The organism is Haladaptatus pallidirubidus, from assembly GCF_020700235.1.
Lineage (GTDB): Archaea > Halobacteriota > Halobacteria > Halobacteriales > Haladaptataceae > Haladaptatus > Haladaptatus pallidirubidus.
On the sequence record NZ_CP085307.1, the window covers coordinates 116,249 to 140,629 of the forward strand.

17 protein-coding genes are annotated in these 24,381 nt (G+C 50.7%); 5 read left to right on the forward strand and 12 right to left on the reverse strand.

The window, feature by feature from the left end:
* Positions 1-258 precede the first annotated feature (258 nt).
* Together LIX15_RS30245 and LIX15_RS30250 are read right to left on the reverse strand one after the other, a co-directional pair.
* Positions 259-558, reverse strand: a complete 300-nt coding sequence (locus LIX15_RS30245; RefSeq protein ID WP_227779119.1) for a DUF3006 domain-containing protein — start codon at positions 556-558, stop codon at positions 259-261.
* A complete protein-coding gene (locus tag LIX15_RS30250; protein ID WP_227779120.1) occupies positions 555-2,006 on the reverse strand; it encodes a lamin tail domain-containing protein in 1,452 nt (483 codons plus the stop codon). The genes LIX15_RS30245 and LIX15_RS30250 overlap by 4 nt, the downstream gene beginning before the upstream one ends.
* 374 nt (positions 2,007-2,380) lie before the next feature.
* On the opposite strand from LIX15_RS30250, the gene mutS reads away from it, so the two are divergent.
* The 5 genes from mutS to LIX15_RS30275 all read left to right on the forward strand — a co-directional run bounded on the left by mutS (position 2,381) and on the right by LIX15_RS30275 (position 9,869).
* The gene (gene mutS, locus LIX15_RS30255) at positions 2,381-5,065 is read left to right on the forward strand and encodes a DNA mismatch repair protein MutS (protein ID WP_227779121.1); all 2,685 of its coding nucleotides are present in this window, start codon (positions 2,381-2,383) and stop codon (positions 5,063-5,065) included.
* On the forward strand, positions 5,058-7,163 hold the full coding sequence (mutL, locus tag LIX15_RS30260; RefSeq protein ID WP_227779122.1) for a DNA mismatch repair endonuclease MutL: 2,106 nt from the start codon (positions 5,058-5,060) through the stop codon (positions 7,161-7,163). The genes mutS and mutL overlap by 8 nt, the downstream gene beginning before the upstream one ends.
* Positions 7,164-7,470: 307 nt before the next feature.
* Positions 7,471-7,878 (forward strand): IS200/IS605 family transposase, encoded by a 408-nt coding sequence (tnpA, locus tag LIX15_RS30265; RefSeq protein WP_227779123.1) that lies wholly within the window; start codon positions 7,471-7,473, stop codon positions 7,876-7,878.
* Positions 7,878-9,113, forward strand: a complete 1,236-nt coding sequence (locus LIX15_RS30270) for an RNA-guided endonuclease InsQ/TnpB family protein (protein ID WP_227779124.1) — start codon at positions 7,878-7,880, stop codon at positions 9,111-9,113. Before tnpA ends, LIX15_RS30270 begins: the two co-directional genes overlap by 1 nt.
* Before the next feature lie 291 nt (positions 9,114-9,404).
* The gene (locus tag LIX15_RS30275; protein ID WP_227779125.1) at positions 9,405-9,869 is read left to right on the forward strand and encodes a hypothetical protein; all 465 of its coding nucleotides are present in this window, start codon (positions 9,405-9,407) and stop codon (positions 9,867-9,869) included.
* A 728-nt stretch (positions 9,870-10,597) separates the two neighbouring features.
* On the opposite strand, the gene LIX15_RS30280 is transcribed toward LIX15_RS30275, so the two are convergent.
* The 10 genes from LIX15_RS30280 to LIX15_RS30330 form a co-directional block, all read right to left on the reverse strand.
* Positions 10,598-11,584, reverse strand: coding sequence for a bile acid:sodium symporter family protein (locus LIX15_RS30280; RefSeq protein ID WP_227779126.1), 987 nt, complete (start codon positions 11,582-11,584; stop codon positions 10,598-10,600).
* Between the two features lie 468 nt (positions 11,585-12,052).
* Positions 12,053-12,571: a hypothetical protein gene (locus LIX15_RS30285; RefSeq protein WP_227779127.1), complete on the reverse strand. Its 519-nt coding sequence runs from the start codon at positions 12,569-12,571 to the stop codon at positions 12,053-12,055.
* An 8-nt stretch (positions 12,572-12,579) separates the two neighbouring features.
* The gene (locus tag LIX15_RS30290; protein WP_227779128.1) at positions 12,580-14,184 is read right to left on the reverse strand and encodes a sodium/proline symporter; all 1,605 of its coding nucleotides are present in this window, start codon (positions 14,182-14,184) and stop codon (positions 12,580-12,582) included.
* A gap of 969 nt (positions 14,185-15,153) precedes the next feature.
* Positions 15,154-15,963, reverse strand: coding sequence for a creatininase family protein (locus tag LIX15_RS30300; protein ID WP_227779279.1), 810 nt, complete (start codon positions 15,961-15,963; stop codon positions 15,154-15,156).
* Between the two features lie 490 nt (positions 15,964-16,453).
* Positions 16,454-18,424: a hydantoinase B/oxoprolinase family protein gene (locus tag LIX15_RS30305; RefSeq protein ID WP_227779130.1), complete on the reverse strand. Its 1,971-nt coding sequence runs from the start codon at positions 18,422-18,424 to the stop codon at positions 16,454-16,456.
* A gap of 2 nt (positions 18,425-18,426) precedes the next feature.
* Positions 18,427-20,451: a hydantoinase/oxoprolinase family protein gene (locus LIX15_RS30310; RefSeq protein ID WP_227779280.1), complete on the reverse strand. Its 2,025-nt coding sequence runs from the start codon at positions 20,449-20,451 to the stop codon at positions 18,427-18,429.
* 601 nt (positions 20,452-21,052) lie between these two features.
* Positions 21,053-21,226, reverse strand: a complete 174-nt coding sequence (locus LIX15_RS30315; RefSeq protein ID WP_227779131.1) for a DUF5786 family protein — start codon at positions 21,224-21,226, stop codon at positions 21,053-21,055.
* 212 nt (positions 21,227-21,438) lie between these two features.
* Positions 21,439-22,584 carry a M24 family metallopeptidase gene (locus LIX15_RS30320; RefSeq protein ID WP_227779132.1) on the reverse strand — a complete coding sequence of 382 codons (1,146 nt, stop codon included), beginning with the start codon at positions 22,582-22,584 and terminating at the stop codon, positions 21,439-21,441.
* Positions 22,585-22,586: 2 nt separating this feature from the next.
* Positions 22,587-23,798 (reverse strand): M24 family metallopeptidase, encoded by a 1,212-nt coding sequence (locus LIX15_RS30325; RefSeq protein ID WP_227779133.1) that lies wholly within the window; start codon positions 23,796-23,798, stop codon positions 22,587-22,589.
* Positions 23,799-23,873: 75 nt separating this feature from the next.
* On the reverse strand, positions 23,874-24,356 hold the full coding sequence (locus LIX15_RS30330; protein WP_227779134.1) for an Lrp/AsnC family transcriptional regulator: 483 nt from the start codon (positions 24,354-24,356) through the stop codon (positions 23,874-23,876).
* Positions 24,357-24,381: the final 25 nt, after the last annotated feature.

Sequence of the window (24,381 nt, forward strand, 5' to 3'; positions counted from 1 at the left end):
GGACGAGCACTATGAAGAAACAGACAATCGAGACAGCAGCCAGCGAGCCACCCTCACCCTGAATAACACGATAGGACTGGATACCTCCAGCGACACAGGCAGCTACAGCGCCGATAAGTAGTTTACGCCGAGAAATACTGCCAGATTTGGTCATAGGAATACAACCTGTCTGTGCCACTAAATCGCTTCTGTATTTGCTGAGTATCTTGCAGAGTAGCCACGGAGAATGACGATATAACTGCGGTGGACGAGGTTCAGCTAGACGTCTTCGTCATCACTTGGTGGACGGCGGGCTAAGCGATCGAACTGCTGTTGGGCAGCCTCTGCTCGTTCCTCGGTTTCCGTCGGCTCATACTTGATCTCCACTATCGTCTCTCCGTCAATAATGACAGTGAAGATCGCATCTTGGTGACGCCCAGACTCAGGGAGATCATCGCGGTGTATGACGAGCTCATCGACGGTCTCGCCATTGGATTCGAGTAGTAAGACCGCCTGTTCCTCTTCGAACCGATCGAGAACAGCAGTAAATGTTCGTGGCTCAGTAGTCTCATCAGTCATTCGTACGTCTCCCGGAGTACAGTCGTCCCCTCGGTATCCACGACAATGACGGTATCGCCTCCGTTGTTCCAAACTGGCTGACCCGAGTTCCAATAGAGGTCGGTGTTCGTGTTATCACCACTACCGGTATGGACAGTGATGTGCGCACCAGGTTGGAGAGTAACTCCATCGGGAATTGTATAGCTGTGATCTGCTTCATCACGGATTTGCCACCCAGAGAGGTCGAGCGGCGCATTTCTTGTGTTCTTCAGGACGAGGTACTCATCATTGAGGTTATTAGCGTCGTCACCAACCGCATCGGCATGCACCTCGGTCAGTTGGAGTGCAGCAGTCGGTTGTGACGAGGTCGGTGTTGACGTTGCTGGTATGGTTGTAGCAGGGGTGTCGGGACCATCGGTATCCCCGGCGGTGATCGTTGTCCGGGTCGTTACAGGCCCAGTTGCACCTGGTTCGACAGGTGATGCAGATCGAAGGGATTGTGGATTGGTTGGGGCGTTTTCTTGTGTTTTAATAGCGATTTGTTCACCAGTGCTCTCGAGTACGATATTGCCGTGAACGGCAGTCCAGTAGGTTGGAATATTGCGTGCAGCGAGCCGATTGAGCGTCTCTTCATGTGGGTGTCCGTACTGGGAGTCATACGCGCTCGAGATTATCGCTGCCTGTGGTGTGACGGTATCAAGGAATGTGTCTCCTGTACTTGATTGACTGCCATGGTGGCCAGCGTAGAGTACCGTCGAGTTGAGTGCCGAGCCATGCTGGTCAAGGAGATACTGCTCTTCTTGTTGGGCTGCATCTCCTGGGAGGAGAAAGCTGGTCTTGCCGTAGGTGATTTTGAGGACGATACTGTTCTCGTTACGTTCTTGGTTTGCAAGATAGGGCTCTGGCGGGGCGAGGACACCCACATTGGCACCCTCAAATTGGATGTTATCTCCCGCTTGGGTTTTGTAGAGCGTGACATCGTGTTGTTCAACAGCGTCCAGGTAACGTTGGTATGTACTGGAACTGGATGCAATGCCTGGGTCATAAACAGCTCCAATACCGTTCGCTTGGGTTTCGTAGTAGTTGATGATGGCTGCGTTGCCGCCGATGTGGTCGGCATCTGCGTGGGAAGTGACGAGATGGTCGATTCGTGTGATATTGTGTTGTTTTAGATACTGAAGAACATATTCACCATCATTACGCCAGTCGCCAGAGTCAATGAGCATTGTTTCACCTGTTGGTGAGACAATGAGTGTACTCGCGGACTGGCCAACATTGATGAAATGGATGTCAAGTGAGCCTGGTGAGGGAGTAGCTATGGTCGAAGACGTTGTCGGTGAGTCGGTGGAAGAATCTGTGGAAGTGGTTATTGACGTATCTATTGGGTCAGAGGGGCCGCTCCCGGCACAGCCAGCAAGAATAACGAGGGTTGCGATGAGAAGCGCTCGAAGCACCTGCTGATTTCGCATATAGTATTCTCGTTAGAGAGGAGGTAATAAGTTGTCTTCGTCACTACGATGATATTCTCATGGCGATACTCGAGGTAGAGTTTCCGGCTGTGACCACTCGGTAGGTGGCAGATACGCTTGCGATTGAGCGGCTCTCTGCGCATTGACGATCGTCGATCTTTGCTTCGCCCGACGCAAATCTGCTTTGCTTCACTTTCACTCTGCGGAGAGGTCTTAGTACCAATGCCGTCGGATAAGTTGTGAGATGATCGCCGGAGGATATCCGGTGTCCAGAGTAGACAAAAAACAGGGGTCATTCCTGTGGTTTGGGCACCAAATTAACAGAATAGAAATATTTTGGATCACTCAGAAAGGGAAAATGTGGTGTGAAGCAAATGACTAATGCAAATGGGATTGTTGGGGAATATCTTACATTAAAACAGAATATAGATGCAGACTTTCTAATGATGCAGGTTGGAGATTTCTACGAATTTTTTGCGGATGATGCTGAAGAAGCTGGGGATTTACTCGATTTGAAAATATCCCAAAAATCAGTCCAAGGTTGCAGCTATCCAATGGCAGGAGTGCCGGTGGACGACCTCACACCATATCTCAAACAGCTCGTTGAGCGCGGGTATCGTGTTGCTGTGGCTGAACAGCACGAAACTGAAGACGGATACAGTCGAGAAATAACAAGAACTGTCACGCCGGGTACTCTGTTAGAAACAAACACCGCAGACGCTCGATATATTGCGTCTGTCGTTCGAAGTGCAGACAATCAGTATGGTGCTGCATTCGCTGATATTACGACCGGGCATTTCTTTGTAACAGCAATAGAGGGAGAAAACGCCGACGCTGAGTTGTTTTCAGAGTTTTACCGATTTGACCCCGTCGAAATACTTCCAGGACCTGAACTTCGAAACGACGATCGCTTTCTTGATGAAATACGTGAGCAAACATCTGGCTCACTATCGATCCATGAACCAGATTCTTTTGCACCAGGCCGCGCAACGCATATAATGCGCGAACAGTTCGGTGAAGAATTGCTCTCAAGTCTTGACCTTGATTCTGCTACCAATGCAGAGATTCCTGCAGCAGGTGCAATCCTTTCCTATATCGAACAGACCGGTGTTGGTGTCCGTTCGTCAATGACACGCCTACAATCGTACCACGCTGACGATCACGTTGAACTTGATGCAACGACGCAACGAAATCTCGAACTCACAGAAACCATGCATGGGGACGCAGTGGGGTCACTATTGGATACAATCGACCACACAGTAACGAGTCAAGGAGGGCGGTTACTCAAAGAATGGCTTCAGCGTCCACGGCGCTCCAAATCAATGCTAGAGAGCCGTCATGAATGTGTTGGGGCATTCACAGAGGCTGCATTACCCCGAGAGGTGGTTCGAGATATACTGAACAGCGTTTTCGATCTCGAACGACTCGCGACAAAGGCAATCTATGGGAATGCGACTCCTCATGATCTACTACGAATCCGCGACTCCCTCGATTGGTTGCCAGAGATTACTGAAACAATCGCGGCTGCATCTGACTTAGCTGATTCACCTCTTGCCGAAGTCATCAATCGGCCGAACGATGAAGTAGTCAAATTGCTATCCAGCGAATTGCACGATGCACTCGCGGAGGAACCGCCCAGATCAGCTTCGGAGGGAGGTGTGTTCAAGCAGTGCTATCACGAAAAACTTGATACGCTCACTGAGCAGTATGAGAGTGCAACAAAGTGGATCGAGACTCTTGATCACCGAGAGAAGCACCAACACGGGATCAAACATCTCCAAGTAGATCGGAACAAAACAGACGGCTATTTCATCCAAGTCGGAAAGACAGAGACGAGCAAGGTACCGCCGTCGTATGAGGAAATAAAGACGCTCACAAATTCAAAGCGGTATACAATCGAGGAGCTAAGAGAACGAGAACGTGAAATCCTTCGTTTAGAGGAACAACGTGGAGAGTTAGAGGAAGAACTGTTCACCCAGCTTTGTGGAACTATCGCTGAGCATGCAACAGCGCTTCAAACAGTCGGCCAAGTGTTTGCAGAAGTCGACGTGCTAGCGGGCCTTGCAACTCACGTAGTATCCAATAACTGGATATGTCCTACGCTGGTGGAATCCGATGAGCTGCGGATCGATCAGGGTCGGCATCCAGTCGTTGAGCAGACCACCGAATTCGTACCAAACAGCGTTCACATGGATCCTGACCGCAAACTGCTTATCGTAACTGGGCCAAATATGAGTGGCAAATCAACCTATATGCGACAAACAGCGTTGATTACTCTTCTTGCCCAAATCGGCAGTTTTGTTCCTGCAACAGAAGCGAGGATTGGGATTGTAGATGGGATCTTTACTCGCGTTGGTGCATTGGATGAGCTCGCACAGGGTCGTTCTACGTTCATGGTTGAGATGCAAGAACTCAGTAATATTCTTCACTCTGCAACGGAGAACTCATTGGTTATTCTCGACGAAGTTGGTCGTGGCACTGCGACGTACGATGGGATCTCAATTGCATGGGCTGCAACAGAGTATTTACACAATGAAGTGCGAGCAAATACGCTTTTTGCAACGCATTATCACGAGCTGACGATACTCGCTAATCATCTCAACTGCGTCAAGAATGTTCACGTTGCAGCTGACGAAACGAATGGAGAAGTAACCTTTTTACGGACAGTCAAAAATGGCCCTGCTAATCGGAGCTACGGTATTAACGTTGCAGAGCTAGCGGGGGTCCCGGTACCAGTTACAGACCGTGCTCATGATGTCTTAGAAAAGCTACAGGCGGACAAAGCCATTGAAGCTAAAAGTGGTGAATCGACGGATACATCACAGCAGGTGGTATTCGATATTGGATCGAACCAGGTACAAACTCCAGGTGAAACCCTTCCTGAAACAGCCAAAGACGAAAAATTAGAAGCGCGGTTTGGATCTGAAGCGAAAGATGTGTTAGAAGCGATTTTGGATGCGCCAATCGATCAAATGGCACCTATTGAAGTGTTGAAAGAAGTACAGAACTGGAAAATCCAACTGAAGAATTCTAACAGCCAATCTCAAAACAATGACTGACAATACCAACAACGAAACACGAATCCAGCAGTTGGATAAGAGAACGGTCCGTCAAATCGCAGCAGGCGAAGTTGTTGAACGTCCCGCATCAGTTGTGAAGGAATTCGTGGAAAACAGCATCGACGCTGATGCATCACGAATTCAAGTGACAGTTGAAGAAGGGGGAACAGAACGGATCACTGTTAGTGACGATGGTCATGGGATGAGTGAGACAGACGTACGGATGGCGGTCAAGGAACATACGACGAGCAAAATAACCGATATCACAGATCTCGAATCTGGTGTGTTAACACTCGGATTTCGTGGCGAGGCACTCCATACAATTGGAGCTGTCTCACGGTTAACGATCAAGACAAAACCACGTGGTTCGACTGACGCTGGAACGAAACTCCAGTTGAGCGGTGGCACCGTCGAAAATGTGTCGAAAACTGGCTGCCCCGAGGGAACAACTGTTGAAGTAGACGATTTATTTTACAATACGCCAGCGCGGCAAAAGTATCTCAAAACGGAAGCCACTGAGTTTTCTCATATTAATACAGTCGTTACTGAGTATGCGCTCGCAAACCCTGATATCGCATTTTCACTGAGTCATAACGGACGAGAGGTATTTTCTACAACTGGCCAAGATAACCTCCAGGGAACTATTCTCTCGGTATACGGAAAAGAGGTTGCTACCTCGATGATCGAAATCAATCAGGAGGCAGACGAACTTCCGGATGGAACAATTAATAGCATTCGAGGGTTTGTTAGCGATCCTGAAACAACTCGAAGTACTCGGGAGTATATGTCGACCAATATTAATGGTCGATATGTGAATTCAGCAGAGGTTCGGAACGCAATTTTATCAGCCTATGGTAATCAATTGGCTGTCAATCGGTATCCTTTCGTCGTTATATTCCTTGACATCCCGAGAGATTTCGTGGACGTGAACGTTCATCCACGAAAAATGGAAGTCCGGTTTGATGACGAAGATGGTATTTGTGCACAGGTCCGTAAAACGGTCGAGAATACGCTCCTTGAGCACGGTTTGATCCGAACCTCGGCACCACGTGGACGGTCTGCCCCCGGCGATACCGACATTACACCGAGCGGTGAACAATCCGAATTAGTACAAGAAGAGGGTAAAAAAGGGAGTATGCAAGCTACCGAGTCAGATACCGTGAGCTCCAATACTGCCACCCAACAAAAAGGACAGAACCCTTCTACCGAATCAGCGATTGAGACATCCGACGATCAGAATGTTGTTTCGTCAGAGACCGACACCACTTCGATCGAAGCAAAGACATCCTCACCACCTCCACAGTCGGGATCACTACCGTCAGGCGATTCATTAGACAGTGAACCCACACCGAATCAATCAGATCAGCATTCCCGCATCGATCAGACGCTGGAACCAGACAAGAAGTTCTCTCAGTCAACTGAAGCAGCTACTCTTGATGATGACACTGAAACACCTGAGTACGAAAATCTGCCTCAAATGCATGTCCTAGGGCAGTTACACGAGACCTACGTCATTGCAGAGACTCCAGACGGCTTGGTTCTAGTCGACCAGCATGCTGCCGATGAACGGATCAACTACGAGCGACTTAGGAACCAATTCGGAGGAAACACCGAGACACAAGTGCTTGCGACTCCAGTCACGCTCGAGCTTACCGCTGGTGAAGCAGCATTATTTGATGAATATCAAGATGTCCTTGCTAAGCTTGGATTTCACGCAGGACGAACAGATGGCAATGAAAGCCGGACGGTGAAAGTGACTACGGTTCCAACTGTATTCAATGAAATATTGGAACCAACATTACTTCGTGACGTTATTGATGAATTCATATCAACTGACCCAAACGAGCGAGAACACACAAGTGTTGAAGCGATGGCTGACGCGCTCCTTGCTGATCTTGCCTGCTATCCATCGATCACCGGGAATACATCATTACGGGAAGGATCTATTATAGAACTGCTTGCGACACTTGATGAGTGTGAGAATCCCTATGCGTGTCCCCATGGTCGACCGGTGATTATCGAATTTAATACCCAGGAAATAGCCGATCGATTTGAACGTGATTATCCAGGGCATGCTAATAGACGGATAGAAGAATGACAAGTCTCAGTTAGAAGTGTTAATGATATTTAATCGTCGTTTTACGACAGACAGCAATGACCCTTGAATCTACTATTTTATGAGGATTCGAGGAGAAAGTCCCGTCCTTGAGGGCGGGGAGAATGTCAAATCTGTAGCGCTGTTAGCTGAACCGAGGCGCTAAGCCCCTTCCTCAACGAGTACCAAAGGCGCGAGTAGGGAGGGGATACAGCGCCGCACAGTTCTCAAACGTGTTCGGTGACAGAACCACAGGCCCATGCAATCGGTTGCTTTTTGCGCTAGGGTATCGTACTAACTACTGAACCCAATGCAGTACGACCTCGATTCAGGTTCGCATTCGGTCTACTCGCTCCACTATCACCTGATACTCACAACGAAGTATCGACGCGGAGTGCTAACCGAAGAACGAACCAACTTCATTCGAGACGTCATCGAAGGGTTCGCGGACAACTACGGCGTCGAAATCGTCAACCTCGACGGCGAGGACGACCACATACACGTCCTGTTCCGGGCGAAGCCGACCACAGACCTCGTGAAGTTCATCAACACCGTGAAGGGTGCGACCGCCCGTCGCATCCGTAACCGGTACGAGGACGAGCTCAAGAACGAACTGTGGGGCGACTCGTTTTGGAACAGTTCCTACTGCCTCCTCTCAACGGGGCAGGTATCGCTCGACGTTCTGAAACAATACGTCGAAGAACAACGAGAGTCCTGATGTACTACTCCTACAAGTATCGACTCAAGCCGTCCGACGCCCACTGCGAGGAGTTGGACCGCCACCGCGATATTTGTAGACAGACCTACAACCACTTCCGCCACCGACTCAGCGAGTACCGCGAGGAAAACGGCGAACTGCCGTCCATGACCTCGCTTCGGTCGGAGCTACCCGACCTCAAAGAGTGGTGGGACGACCTCACAGACGTGTACTCGAAAGTCCTCCAAACCGTCGTAGAACGGTTGTTCGATAATCTCAAGGGCCTCTCCGCGCTCAAGCGGAAGGGGTATGGCGTCGGGATGCTCAAGTGGAAACCGCCACGGGAGTTCCGCAGTTTCACGTACAGTCAATCCGGCTTCAAGCTCGACAAGAAGGGCGGTCGAACGGTACTGTGCCTCTCAAAACTCGGCGACATACCGATACGGCTTCACCGCGAGATACCCGACGACGCGAAACTTAAGCAGGTCACGCTCAAGAAGGAACCGACCGGCGAGTGGTTCGCTACCTTTGGCGTCGAACTCAACCGTGAGCCGCCGACGAAGCCCGAGAATTCCGAGCGGTGCGTCGGTATCGACGTCGGGATTCTCAAGTACGCTCACGATACCGACGGTCAGGCCGTCGGGTCACTCGACCTCTCGGACGAACGAAAGTGCCTTGAACGCGAGCAACGGAAGCTCTCGCGGAAGGTATATAGGTCGAACAACTACGAGCGTCAGCGTCGGCGAGTAGCAAAGTGCCACGCCGACCTGAAGCGAAAGCGTCGGGATTTCCTTTACAAGCTCTCGGCGTACTACGCGCGAGAATACGACCTCGTAGCAGTTGAGGACTTGAACGTGAAGGGGATGCTCGAATCCCCGTCGAACAGTCGGAACACGGCGTCCGCCGCGTGGAAGACGTTCCTCTCGTTGCTCGAATACAAGTGCGAGCGGAACGGGACGCACTTCGTCGCCGTCGAACCGGCGGGGACGACGAAGGAATGCGCGGGGTGCGGCGTTTCGACCGATAAACCGTTGTGGATCCGCGAACACTCCTGTCCCGCCTGTGGTTTCACGGCGGATAGGGACGCGAACGCGGCATGGAACATTCTTTCTCGGGGCGTCAAGCAGGTAGGAGTGGGATACTCCGAACCAACGCCTGTGGAGACAGCGCTCCCTGTGGATACGCCAGTATCTGCAAAGCGCGTCGTTGAAACAGGAAGCCCCACCCTCAAGCGCGAGCTATCAGGCGAGCGATAGGGTGGGGTAGTTCACTAGCCATGATATTGATTAATTGAATTCCGGTGAAAAAGGGCCAGAGATATATCATACGACAAGGTTGTGAAGGTGTAGCGACTAGAGAAACTGCCCTTCACAGGTGAGAGTAGAATGACACCATTCACCGTCAAAACAGCGTGCGGAACCGAGAAATCGTTCGATAGTCTTCGTCAAGCCAAAGAAGGCAGGGAGACACATGCCACTCTCTGCGATGAGTGTAAGGAAGATGATATACATATCGAACGAGAGCCGTCCCAGACAGGGACCATGAATATGGAGTCCAAATCTGACGTCACCCCGGTTCTGGCAGATGCTAAGAGCGTTCCTGGACCGGATTTGCTTTCCGACGAAATGCCGGATACAGTACAGATGGATCCTCTCGACATCGTTCCCGAGTACATGATCGACGAGGTGGACGGCCAACCGACGATCAATAAACGCGGGTACGCGGTCATCGCCCGTCAGTTCGACATTATTGTCAACTCCGAGGCTATCATGACGGCCGGACAGACCGACCATCAGTATGCGGAGTTCAAAGCAAGCGCTTGGAAGAAAGAAGACGGGCCTAAACACGCATACACAGGCCACGGCACAGCGCGAGCCTCCGAGAACAGAAATGGCATTGAGTATAATCTCAATGAGATGGCCGAGACTCGTGCCATGAAACGAGCGGTCGCGTGGGCCTCCGGTATCGGTATCCTCGCATGGGAAGAAATGCGCAACCACCTTAACGACTAACAGCAGTACGAGAACGAAAATCGGGAGGTGACCGTATTCCATTACGGAACTTTTGTTTACTCTATTTTAGATAACTTGCAAGTGACCTCTAAGGGACTCGTCGAGAATTTTGCTTGACTCGGTCCTTTCACGCCAAAGCTATGTACCAACATAAGTGTCTCACAGTATACACGATACTTTCACTCGGATCCGCCGTCAGCAACCACCAGTGAAGGTGAAAATATAGATACCGTTCCTGAAATCCCACACTTATTTACATCATCTCTTACTGTGTAGACTAAACATTTTTGTGTGTTGAAACCATAATATATTTGCCCGCAAAAAAGCGGGCAGACTATGCCAGAAGGTGCAAGACGATACGGACCTTCTGTCGCGCTCATCACCGCAGGCGGCACGGCACTCGCCGGTGGCGAAGTCACTGGCTGGGTGCTAGTCGCTTTGGGAATTTATTGGGCACGATGGAACTCAGGCGGATTTACCGGGTAAGTGGATTTCCGCCTGTAATCCCATTTTTATTGGTTGGATACGCCAGTGCAATACACGCCGTATCCAGTCTGAAATCCTCAGGTAGCAATATAATAGTACTGGTATCTTGAGATGCTTCCGATAAAAACAGATCTGAGGAAGGGTCAGATCAGCAGTTCCTTCTGGCTTTCTCTTACGCATGGTCAGCAAGGGAACCCGTCGAGACCGTTGCATGCTGTTTTGCTCGGTCGAGCAGATTCTGTTCAGTCGTCGGTGGAAACCGGCGTTGGAGACGGCGACCCAACAGTGTCGTTCCTTGAGAAGTAGGAGGCCAACGCTGGGCCACTGACGTTATGCCAGATGCTGAACAGAGCCGGGATGAGTGCTGCGGTGGGAGAGAAGAACGACGTCGCGAGTGCCACGGCGAGACCGCTGTTTTGCAGTCCAACTTCGAACGTACAGGTTCGAACCCGCTTCTCACTCATACCGGTAAGACGACCGACGCTGTTCCCACCCGCGAGACCGATTAAGTTGTGTGCGACGACAGCGACTACGGCGACGGCTCCAGCGGTCGCGATCGTCTCGTGACTGAGGCCGACAACGGCCGCGACGATAGCGACGATGGCGACAACGCTCACCACCGGGAACACCTCGATGCTCGCTTCGGCGATCGAGGGTGCCCGCCTGTCGAGGACGTACCGAAGCGCGAACCCGGCAATTACGGGAATGAGTACTACCTGTACAATGCTCAAGAACAGATCCGCGAAGGTGACGCTCAGTTGCTCCCCGGCGAGGAAGATGACCCACGCAGGCATCACGATGGGTGCCGCGAGTGTCGTCACCGTAGTAATCGCTACGGAGAGAGCCACGTCGCCGTTCCCAAGGTAGGTCATCACGTTCGAGGCAGTACCGCCAGGTGCCGCACCAACGAGAATGACACCGAGAGCGAGTTCTGGGGGTAATGAGAGAACGACAGCGACGAGATAGGCAGCGGTCGGCATAACTATCCACTGAGTGAGTGCCCCAATGATGACGTCACGTGGTCGCTCGAAAAGTCGCTCGAAGTCCGCCGGTTGGAGCGTGATTCCCATCCCAAGCATGATGATGCCGAGAAGTGGCGTGATGTACGGGCCGATCCATGTGAAAGCCGGTGGAACGACGAACGCGATCGCGGAGAACGCAAGTACCCAGACGACGAAGTAGCGGTTCGCAAATGCACTAATACGTTTTGCGGCGTTTAGACTGCTCATAGCCCTTCTACGATAGTCCGTAATTGTCTTTGATTCATATTCCGAGAGATTCCCGGTTACGGATTTATTCCTGCCGGATATACCCAAAATTGCCGATATTGGTGCTCCATGCAAGACATAGACTGAACAACACCCAATTGAGGCGATTGGAACAACGACATCCTCCCCACCCTGAAGGGCGAGGCTTTCTCTCCTGCAATCACGTAAGCGCCACTACCGCATAATTAGAAGAAACGACTGCCGACGAGATTCTCACGGCGACACGGGCGTCGGCGTTTCTAGCGGTAACTGTTCGGTAGGTAGCGGATACACTTGACATTGAGCGGCCGTCTGTGCATCGACGGCTTGAGGAGTTACCTGAGGATGGTGCAGTGGAGCGTTGGAAAGTAAACACCATCTTCTCGGAAGTTATTGTAACGCATGATCGTACTCTCGACTTGAGTCAAGGACAGATGCAGCGGCTAGTTGTCAGTGGAGATAGACGCGGTGGAAGTCGCCAGTCACACTATCGACAATGTACGTAAGAGACGTTTCATCCGACGTTGTACAGTCGACGAGATGAAAGGGGCGATAGATTCGGTAGTCCTCAACGACATGGAGATCGGGTGGAGAGCCGACACGTAATTCCTTCCGTACGAGCTCGAGGAGATAGTATCGTGCGATTCGTTCTACGTCTTTAGTCTCGTCTTTAACCGGAACGATCATGTCTGCATTGACAACTTGTTCAGTTGTCTGTGGGGCCTCTTCGATGAATACCTCCTTGCCATTGCAGAGATCGACGCCACAGTAGACTCGGTCGGTGAAATCATCTAGGAACGCCTCAGCGTGGAGGTCGAACCCAAAGACGCGATATGGATAATAAACGAGTCTGTCAGCCGTGGTTTCGGCCATGTCAGTATCAGTCTCCAGCAGCGTTTGCTCTGCCTCTTCCGCGGAGACGGTTGTATTGAAGACCGTAACTGACTGTTGGGTGTGCGTGCTAGCCATGGTTTCGATCAGTTGTCTGTTGGTTGAACATCGATCGTCGAGGTATCTGACGGTTGTGCTGTGGGAGCATCAGCAGCGAGGTACTCACCAATCGCACGAGCTTCGGGAGCGAGTGAGCGCGCTGACTGTTGGGCGGTACCTGATGGTGCGGTGCCGGATCGGCGAACGCGCTGCACGATGGCGACTGCGTCCCCTGTTGGTGGTTTCGTCAGCAGCGAGACAGTGACGAGCAGGAACGCCGAGGCGATGAGTCCTGCGAAGAACGGATGGATAGCGGTAGTGGTTTGAAGATTTTGGGATGTCCACACGATGTTCGTGGATGCACCACCAATCATCCCGGCAAGTGCGCCCTTCCAATTCGCCCGATCCCAATACACACCAGCAACGTTCGGGATGAGAAACGCAGTCCCCAAGCCACCGAAGGCGAAAATGACGAGTTCGAAGATACCAGGAGGTTGAACGGCAGCGACGATGATTCCGATAATACCGATTACGAGGACAAGCAGTCGCGACCAGACAAACATCTGATCGTCGGTAAGGCTGTCGTTGCCGAATCGCTGAATGACGTCACGAGCGAGAATCGATCCTGCCATGATGAGCAGTGAATCAGCAGTGCTCATGACTGCAGCCATAAGTGCAGCGAGAATCACTGCGGCAACAATTCCTGGGAGGAGTGAAAGTGCAAGGCGGGGAATTGCCATCTCAGGATCATTGAGATTGGGAAGGAGGACAATGGCAACGAGTCCAAGCATGTACGGCTGGTAGACGAAGAAAGTGTTGTAGAAGACATTCCAGATTGTGGCGTTCTTTGCGGTGTCTGGATTATCCATGCTGAGGTGACGGACAACGGCATGCGGAAGACCCATGTACCCAATTGCGTAGATGAGTACAGCGCCAGCAACGACGCCCCATTCACCGACGTGTTCAAGCCCTTTTCCCCAGATCGAAAGGTACGTTGGATCCTTTGTGGCGATTTCACGGAAGAGAGCGCTGATCCCGCCTACTTCGAGTATCGCTGCGACGAGGATGATGTTGACGCCGACGGCCATGACGATTGCCTGGAAGGCGTCTGTCCAGGCGACGGCAAGGTAACCACCGACGAAAGTGTACAGGATGATGATTCCCGCGCCAATGAGGAGTCCGTAGAGAAATGGGAGTCCGCTAATGGATTCGATTGCTTTGCCTGCTGCAATGAATTGGGCAAAAACGTATGCAGCGAGGAAAACGATCGAGATTGTAGCGCCAGCGATTCTGATACTAGGATGAGGGTAGCGGTCTTCGAGCCATTCGATTGGAGTGAGTGAGCCAAGAGCTTCGGTAATTCGCCGGAGATTCCGGCCGAGGACGGCAAGGTTGACAAGGCCACCACCGAAGTCGCCAGCAGCGTACCAGAGAGCCCAAAGCCCTTGTTTGAATGCGAGTGCAGGGCCACCCATGAACATAAATCCGCTCATGGATGTTGCTTGGAGTGTGAGTGCTGTGACGCCGCTTCCGATTGTGCGGCCGCCGAGTAAATAATCACTCAAGTCATCTAGCTTTTTACTGGCGAAATAGCCGAAGATGAGGAGTCCGAGGAGATAGACGACGAAGGGGATGAGGAGTGCCCAATTCATAGGGTATTAGACTCGTTTTCTCGAGCAGTTTGTTTGTCGTTCCGTTTCATGCGGTAGAGTGAAATGAGTGCAACACACCACCAGAAGGGTATCCAGCCAAAGAGGAGGATAGTTGGCTCGAGGTCAAGCCCGGGAATCATTTGATCTCTCCACGTTCTGGATTGTTTCCCCATTTACTCTGTCTTCGAAGCACATTATTTAAATATGACGTGCAATTGGTGTACATTTTCCCTATTATGGCAAGTAGTAGCATACCAAATAAATCTTTGCATCCCAAGCACTCTAGGATTAAGCAACGCAAAATTTGAGGACAAATATGCAACCCTCATACTCGAGAGAGTGAGTGTGGATGCTGATGGCCATGGGACCCTTAATTGGAAATTCGATCTGAAGGCTGATTCATCAATTGCGACATCGCCTGTCGTCGTAAATGGGCTCGTCTACCTCGGAGGAACTGCGCAGACGTCACTATACGCGCTCAATGCCAACGACGGAACACTCGTTTGAAAACACGACGTGACCTCTCCGCACCCGTCAGCACCTGCTGTTCACGATGGGGACCGTCTCTGCTATTGATGGAAATCGACTGCTCGCTCTCGACGCAGCGACTGGTACCCGTCGGTGGGATGCATTTATCGAAGAGGATACACTCATTCCGACGGTTACTGACCGGCGCGCGTATGTTGGAGCCACACACGGTATTGTTGGCTTCGATATCGCTCGACAGCCTCGTCTGGGGAATGACCGTCACGAGCACCCAACTCGCAGTTGATGATTCATTGTTTTACGTGCCTGTTGACGAGATGCTCTGGGCGTTTGAGAATGATACTGGGTATCTCGCCTGGAACCGTAACATGCTCCCAGGTAACTCCTCTCCGGGGACGTTCACGACATGTGTCGGCGTAGTGATATGTAATAAGTTATTACCGAACATAATAATATGCTTCAGAAATTGTGTAATTATCTTCGTCAGTGGGAGGATGTCTCGTCGTGTATTTGCTCCAACAGTTTTGCGAGTTCTTCGCCTAATCCATCATAGAGTCGTTCTCCTTTGTCTGCAGTCGCGAGGTGTGGTTCGCCAATCGCTCCAGATTCGCTGTATTCCGTGAATGGACGATAAACGGAGAGCGCTCCGTTATCGAATAAGTCCCGTCCTTCTGTGTCGTAAATCGCCTTGCGATGCGTTCCCGTGATTGCTTCCTCGTGGACGAGATCAGGACGAAGATGCAGCATTAAGGAGGTCTCAAATTCCCCGCCATGAGAAATGCCGCCCAAGTCGCTTTCACGGATATCATCAACGAACGAACTGGCCAAGTGAAAGTAGGTGAGACCAAGTATTTCGGTCGTTTGATCGGATGCTCCGACTTCGCTGACGGCATCATCGATGAGTGAGATATTGCCTCCGTGGCCATTGAGGAAGAGCAACGCATTAAATCCGTTTTCAAGTCCTGTTTTTGCCACACTGCAAAGCGTCTTGAGTGCCGTGTCAGTATCGAGTGAAATTGTTCCACCAAAAGGAAGATGATGTGGTGAACGACCCGTCCAAAGTGTTGGCGTAATCAGGAGCGGAATACTATCTCTAAGTTGTTCGCTACCGGCATGTGCGATAGCATTCACAAGAATCGTGTCTGTGCTAACAGGGAGATGATGACCGTGCTGTTCTATGCTTCCAAACGGAATAAGCAGTATTGATCCCTCTTGATCTGCGATGGTTCGAATTTCCTCGTATGTCTTACCGGCCCACGAATAGGAGCTTTTGCCGATTGACTCGAACAACATAGGAACTACATTGTAAAGTTTCGATTTAGTTGTATGGTTGGTGTTGTGCATTCTCCATTAAAAGGGACAAAATCCACGTCTTGGGTTGCCAATGATACCGAGTGATGCCGGCTACCAATCGTTTTTCTACTTTCAGAGAATGAAGACTAACCCTGCGAATCTCCTAAACAGCTCCAAGCTTACAGTCTATCAAAACCCTCAAAACTAGTTTTGAGAGTTTGTAGAATCTCCATTGATCGTAGGGTTGACTGGAAACAGAATCAGTTGAAGCATAGATGGCGAGCGATTGCAGCAGAGCTTGGATGGCCATGTTGGACAGTATAGAAGGTTTTGAACGGACTTGCCGAGGAGGGAGAAATTCGCAAGAAGAAGCCCGAAGCTCGTCGGGTGGTCTGGTTTTCTCTATGTGCGATTGAGCTGTTTTGAATTGAAAGAAGGAATTGAGTGGTGTCGTCAATCCGATAGAGCGGTGGGTGGTGCAGACTAGAAGCTACGACCACTCGCTAACAGCACGTTCACTAAGCATCTCTCGGAAATCCTCGGTCGTTTGCTCTAGCAGTTCACCGCTTGACCAATCGAGGATGACGCCGTAGCGTCGGATAAGATCGAGCGTATCAAGTTCACCCTCATTATAGCGTTTAGCAACTATCTCGGGGTCCTCGCGTAACCATTCTCTCCGGTTTTCACGGATATAATCGCGCTTTTGTTCCGTTGCTTCTTGGTCGACCTCGTATTCACACAAATCAGGGTCTATCTCCTCAATGACTACACCATAGTCCTTGGCTGCACGCTCGACAGACACGTAGTCATCCTCGATGTCTACCAACACATCCTGGGGGTTTCGGTCGAGGGGATCACCAAATCCACCACCGCCTGAGGAGGGGCGGACAAATTCGTTGCCCTCTTGGATCGGAACACTAGAGAAGACCGTGCCCATTTTCTCGGACTCCCCATCTTTTGTGAGAGTAACACCGTGAGGGATTCCTGGGAGTCCACCATTGATTCCCCATGTGATAGACCGAGCACGATCCGAGCAGTACGATATGACGCTGTTGTCACATTCCAGTATCCGACCTCCTTTTCGAACTCCGCACCCACCGCGGTATTCTCCTGGACCAGCAGAGTCAGTAACAATGGAATGTTCACTTGTCAAAAGCGGTGTGTCTCGCTCTTGACCCTCCAAGGACTGGACAGCAAGGCCAGCACCAAACACTGGCGCTGTCGCAGTAGCGCCGTCTTTGCCGTCACGACCTCCCCACCCACCGGCCATCCAATCGTACCAAGCGAACTCTTTACCGTCTCGACCCGGTCGCTGATCTTGACCGCCTGCAAGTAGATACTCGAGGTTGAATGCACAAGCCATAGCGCGCTCAGGCAAGACCTCCGACCATAGCTCAAAGATTGCATTCATCACTTTCTCATAGGCACCAGCGACTGATCCCGTGACGGGGACCGGTTCTGGCGCGTTTACCACTGTTCCTTCTGGGAGTTCAGCACTGACAACTCGATACATTCCCGAGTTCAGTGGCACGTCCGGGAAAAACATCTTCGTCCCAGCAATAACTGCAGAAAAGGAAGTCCCGAATGTCGAATTCAGGAAGTTTCCGATGTAGTCGTCCGATCCCGAAAGATCATAATGAACTTCGTCTCCGTCGATGGTCATTTTGACGTCAACAGTGACAAATCCCTCTGCCTTGTTGGGATCGGCATCAATGTAGTCTTGAGTGTGCCAGGTACCATCGGGCAAGTCGTGAATCTGCTTGCGCATCATACGCTCGACATAGTCTTTCGACTCATCGAAAGCAGTCATCACTGTATCGACTCCATACTTCTCGACAAGTTCGAGGAGTCGTTCTTCAGCAATCCGTGTCGCTTCGGCTTGCGCCCGCATATCGCCCATTCGATCTTCTGAAAGACGCATATTGGTCGTCAGAAGGTTCGCGACATCGTCTCGGAATTCTCCACGATCCCAGATTTTCAGCGGTGGAATGCGCAGCCCTTCGGCAAAATGATCGTTTGCACTAATGTTGAACGAACCGGGGGCAGGCCCACCAACATCAGCCCAGTGACCGTTTGACTGGGTAACTGCGATGAGTTCTCCCTCATGGAACACGGGGCGCATAATGCGGACGTCGTTGATATGTGTTCCACCGAGATACGGATCGTTGACTATGTAAACGTCGCCGGGATTGATGTCCCCCTCGAAATACTCTAGGGTTTCCTTGCAGGTGTAGTGGAGGGTACCGACATGGACGGCGATGTCGTGTGAGCCCTGCATCACTGTATTACCCTCTGCATCGTTCAAGCAGTTGCTGAAGTCGCGGTTGTAAATGACGAACGAGTAGCAGGTTCGCTGTATTTGTTCGGCCATTCGGTCAACAAGGTTTATGAACGAACTTCGGAGTACCTCAAAGGTGACTGGATCGAGGTCGATCTCCTGCTGTGGTTGTGTATCTGACATGGTTAGACGGTAATGATGATGTTTCCAGTTTCGTCGACTTCGGCTGTCATCTGAGGTGGAACTACGATAGTGGAGTCCATCTGTTCGACAATCGCAGGTCCGTCGAAGGTAGTACCCGAACCAAGCGCTGCACGGTCATAGACGGCCGTGTCTACATATTCTCCAATTTCCGTGAAGTACGCTTCACGAGTGTCCTGGCGGGCAATAGTAGAATCACCTTGATTGATCTCTGGGAACGAGGGTTTCTCAACGACTCCCTTGCCGGTGACGTGGAGGCCATATATCTCGACGGGTTGATCTTCATCAGAGTAGGCGTAGGTCTGTTCGTGCTGGCGATGGAACCGTTCTCTGATGGATTCGATGCTATCGATTGGTCGTGAGCAGGTCACTTCTAACGAGCGCCACTGACCAACATACCGCATCTTTACCTCGTGTTCCATTCGCATTTGCTCATCGTCGATACCTTCCTTTGCAAGGCGGCCGTGAATCTCACTCTCCATTTCTGCAAAGGCATCCTCAATGTCATCTACGACGTTCCCTGACGCGTTGGCAATGAACGTTTGTGAGAGATCGTGTTCAACATCGACTAGCAGACAGCCAAGTGCCGAGTTAATTCCGGGATATGGTGGTACAATGACCTTTGGAATGCTCATTTCCTTTGCAACGTGGGCAGCATGCATTGGACCAGCACCACCGAAGGCAATTAGTGCGAAATCCCGAGGATCATATCCTTTGCTCGTTGAAACCAGGCGAACGGCATTACACATATTGGCGACCGCGATCCGCTCAATAGAGGAGGCAGCCTCGGTGAGATCAAGCCCTAACGGATCAGCGATGTCGCGTTCGATAACCTCACGAGCAGGATCGGCCGTGGCATCCATATCGCCCCCAAGGAATTTGTCAGGATCGACCCAACCGAGAACGACATTGGCATCGGTCGTGGTGGGTTTGTCCCCACCTCGAAGATAGCAGGCGGGGCCAGGATCGGCTCCTTGGCTCTTCGGTCCAACGCGTAAGGAACCACCGTCGTCAATCCAGGCGATTGAACCACCACCTGCGCCGATAGTTTCGATATCTGTCGACGGGAACATGATGGGATAACCGTATTCGACAGACCATTCATCAGTCATCTCGATGTCGCCTTGAAAAGTGAGCGAGACGTCAGCGCTAGTTCCACCCATGTCGAAGCCGATCGCGTTCTCAAAGCCACATTGTTCGGCGATGTACTGACTCGCAATCGCGCCTGCAGTCGGCCCTGAATTGGCGATACGAGCCGCATAGTAGGCGATAGCCTCTGTTGTCATTACGCCACCACCAGAATGCATAGCGAGGACGTCACCGTCGTAATCTCTTTCGCTGAGTTTTTTCGAGAGATCGATTAAGTACTCACGGACGACTGGAACCAACGCTGCATTGATGACTGTTGTGCTGGTTCGCTCGTGTTCGAACATCTCCGGGAGAATTTCATGGGAAGTACAGACGAACGCGCTGGGATATTCCTGTGCGACAATCTCAGCAACTCGTTTTTCGTGGTCGCCGTTGACGTAGGCGTTAATCAACGATACAGCGATAGTGTCGATGCCCCGTTTTTTGAAGATACGAGTTACCTCGCGAACTGTTTTCTCATCAAGTGGAGTAACGATGTTCCCGTCTGTATCAATACGCTCGGAAACTTCGAGCCGGTCACGCCGCTGAACATATGGGTCAGCAACATCCTCATACGCATCCCACAGCTCGTCCTTCGTCGCATCTCGAATTTCATGCACATCACGAAAACCTTCAGTCGTGATCAACCCGATTCGAGGGAGTTCACGTTCAATGAGAGCATTGGTACCGACCGTTGAACCATGCGAGAAAAATTCCAATTCTCCGATGCCCGTTTCAACCTTTGTTAAGCCATTTATGACACCTTCTGCTGGATTTGCAGGTGTTGATGGGGTTTTCGCTATTTCAATCTCTCCAGTCTCGTCGTTAAAGATGATAACGTCTGTGAACGTACCACCGATATCTACTCCAGACCGTATCATTGATTCATCAGTAATAATTACAATACATCCATATTTAGAATTTTGTTGTTTAGACATTACAAAACGAGCGATGCAATAAGTGCTGTGTTGTCGAATAGCACGATAATAAGCGACGAAGAAAAAATCCCCATCTGGGGGTATTGATATCGATGTCCCTTGGTAGCCCAGGCTGACAGAGCAATTCCGTTGTGAGGAGTCGGTCAATAGTTCAAATCTCTCCTAAGGCTTTTGCAAGCGATTTTGGATGCTCATAGAAGAGAGAAGCTTCTCGAGGATTGTTCTAGGTTAGTATGAAATACTAACCAGATTTCGTTCACAAGTACGAGTGATGGTAACGTCTCAAGCAGAGCACGGCAGCCCGCGAAAATCTTCCTCGTACCTATTCCTTGCCGCGAGCACTACGTAAACGAAAGTCGATCAGTGACCAGAGTCTCCTTCGACATGAAATGCCCTCTTACAGCCGCTACAGCAGTATCGCTTGGGGTAGTAGACTGTCTTCGAGCGCTAATAACAGGTATGCAATCGCCACAGTCTGATGTAGCGCACATGAGTGATTAGAGTTGACACAATAAGCTAAAATAGTGATCAAACAGTCTATGGGCTACTTTGCCTTTACTTCTTTCAGTCGAGCGAGGAGCTCTTCGATTGAGTCGTCGCCAGTGTACTCTACCTGCCCTTCAAAGTTCGTCCGTTGATCGTCAGAATCAGCGACAACAGAGCTGATTTTCTTCTCGCGACGTTCGTGCTCCTCGGCATCGAATGTTCCCATTGACATAGAATTACCTCCGTGATAGTTATAGGTTCTAAATGAATATATGGCTATCGGACGAAAATCGGTAGCTAACACATCTAATAGCGAAAAATTCTAAGGTTTGAAGGAGTGCCGACCATTGGGCGTTCAAACGGGAGTCATTCACAAACAGTTTGGGTCGATTTCGAGAACGTCACGGACCGGTACGAGTCAGCGATTGAGATCGAATCGTAGCGCTATCTGGATGACGGGACGAGGCAACGTGGATAATCGGTGAGATTCTCGTAGCTCGACTGTGTGACCATGATTAAATCCTCGATACGCACACCTCCCTTCTCGGGATCGTAAACCCCCGGTTCGACCGTGATGACGTGACCAGCCTTGAGCAGTTCATCACTCGACAATGAGGGTGCTTCGTGGAGTGAGAGACCGACACCATGACCGGTTCCATGATACATCCCTACAGAAACATCGCCCACAGCAAAACCATGGTCGGAAAGCACTGCACTAGCTGCCTGATGGACTGCTTTTGCTTCAGTTCCCTCACCATTATCGAGGGCAGCAAGTGCCGCATCTTGGGCATCACGGACAGCATCGTAGGCGGTTCGAGTCCACGTATCGATTCCCACGACGAACGTACGGGTTAAATCAGCATAATAGCCGCTTTTGCCACGAGGGGAGATATCCAATAAGACAGTTTCTCCGGTGCGAATTTCATCGTTGCCGGTAAAATGAAGATCACTACAGGAGCGCCCCGCACCAATGACTGTGTTTCCCGCATCCTGAACACCCTGCTTCGCCAGAACGGCGTTTACTTCTCGTCGGAGGCGTTCAGTGGTCAACATCTCTCCCTTCCAGTGAAGGGTGTCTTGCTGTACTTCGGTCTCCGCTAAAATCGCTTCAGCATGGGCCATCCCATGCTGTGCAGCGGTTTGAACGGACTCGATCTGCGTGCGCTCATTCGATGTCTTTTGTGCTCGACCGAAATCCGTATCAGTTGTACAGACCTCGAAGTCGTCTTCGAGCACAGAGATAACTCGATGGGAAACGTGACTTGGGAGTAGAATCCGGGCTGCGGCAGTGAGTTCGTTGATTGTTTCGATTGCTCGTATGACTGGAGTCGAGCCATTCTGTTGGTGATCAGTTCGAACAATATCGCCAATGAATTCTCGCTCTGCTTGTTCTCCGAAGAGACGGGGGGCACAGAGCACGCTCTGTCCCGACCCATAGACGAAAGCATAATCGCGATCTGGACCCGAAAAGTGTGTACAATAACGAAGCAAATCATCGAATCGATCACCGATATGGACGAAGGCATCAGCATCGTACGCTTCGAGTTCTTGCTCGATCGCGTTTTGCAGTGATTCGTATCGGGAAACCATGCTTACCATCGAATGATATTGCTCTCGAGATCTCGTGGATAGTAGGTGATCTGTTCGACACCATCTTCGGTAATCAGGATAGTATCGGAGTGTCGATAGCCAGCACTATCCGGGATATAGATTCCAGGCTCAATCGAGTATGCATGACCGGGTTGCATTATCTCATCGCTTCCACGGTCGATGAACTCTCGCTCGTGTCCTTCCATACCGAGATTGTGACCTGTATGATGCTGGGTAAACTGGAGTACTCCTTGTTCTTTTAGATAATCATGCACAGCTTGATCAACGTGAGAGCAAGGGACACCAGGGCCACTTTCCTCGATGCCGATCGTTTGAGCTTCGAGCATTATCGCAAAGTAATCCCGCTGTTCATCCGTTGGTTCCCCCATAAACATCGTCCGTTCGAGTTCGCTCTTGTACCCACCGACGTTGGCACTCGCGCCTGTGACAAGGACATCTCCTTCCTGCAGTCGGCGGTTTTCGGTTAGTCCGTGTGGGAGTGCAGTATTAGGACCAGAGAGGAAGCCACAACTGGCTGGGAATCCTCCTCGAAGATGGGAATCGTATCGGGAACCAAGCGTATCAAGCATTGACATTGATGCATCGAGACTCGCTTGTTTCGCAACCCATAGCTCGTGTTTGCCCGGTTCTGCATAGTCTTCGAGATATTGGTGTGCGAGATTACCCCATTCAGCTGACCGCCGCATCAATTCAAACTCAACATCGGATTTCACCTTTCGGAAGTCAGTAATCCAGTCAACAGTCTCGACGGTGATATCGGCAAAGGTGTCCAGAGTCGGTCCAGCGTATCCCCAATAGCCTGGCGCGCCGTTTGAATCCGCTGCGACCGATTGCACGTTGAAGTCCTCTAACATTGTCGCAATCGTCTGTTCTGGCGTTCGACTCTGATATTCGTAATACTCTCCGTCACCATTTCCTGGGTAGTCATAATACACGTGAACGTCCTCGATAACAGGGAAATCCTCACTCTTAGCCCGATCCGCTTCCAATCGAGGAACAGTTACGCCGACACGATCGGCTGTCACCGCAAGACAAACAGGGCGTTCCGTTTGGAGATGGTGATATCCTGTTAGCCACTCGATGCTCGTTGCCGAAAACAGACAGAGCGCATCGTACCCTTCGTTTGCAAATTCGTTTCGTACGGTTTCGACTCGAGATTCGAATTCTTCAGTTGGCACGTAGGTTAATGCCATGATACTAGATAACAGGAAGACGATTTAAGCGTACGTCAATCAGCAAACGGGATGATTATCACTCGTAGGTATCAGTTATCCCAAAATTTCGTTGAGTGTCCCAAGATCATAGTTCCGCATTGCGTTTGGTTCGTCCTTAATAGTCGAAATCACGAATTTTGAACTAGTTCGTTCAACCCCATCGATCACTTCGTATTCGTTAATTAAACGCTGAATATGATCACTGTTTGGAAGATGTGCCTCAACGATAAAATCAGTATCACCCATCATAAAATGGACTTCAGAAACGCCTTCGATCTCAGATAGCTCTTTTCCTACATGTCGTTGATATCCCGGCTCATATTCTGCGAGAACTTCTGTAATCACGGTGATATCAAATCCTGCTGCCTCCGAATTCAATTCGTAGAGATCGTTTCGAAGGATACCTTGTTCCTGGAGCTTGGAAAGTCGATAATGCACAGTTGATTTTGGTATCCCGATTTTCTCTCCGATTCGTCGTGGGCTTGGATCACCAAGCTCAAATACTGTCTTGAGAATTTCAATATCACGAGAATCCATCGTCATCGCCTCCAGAAATTGATTT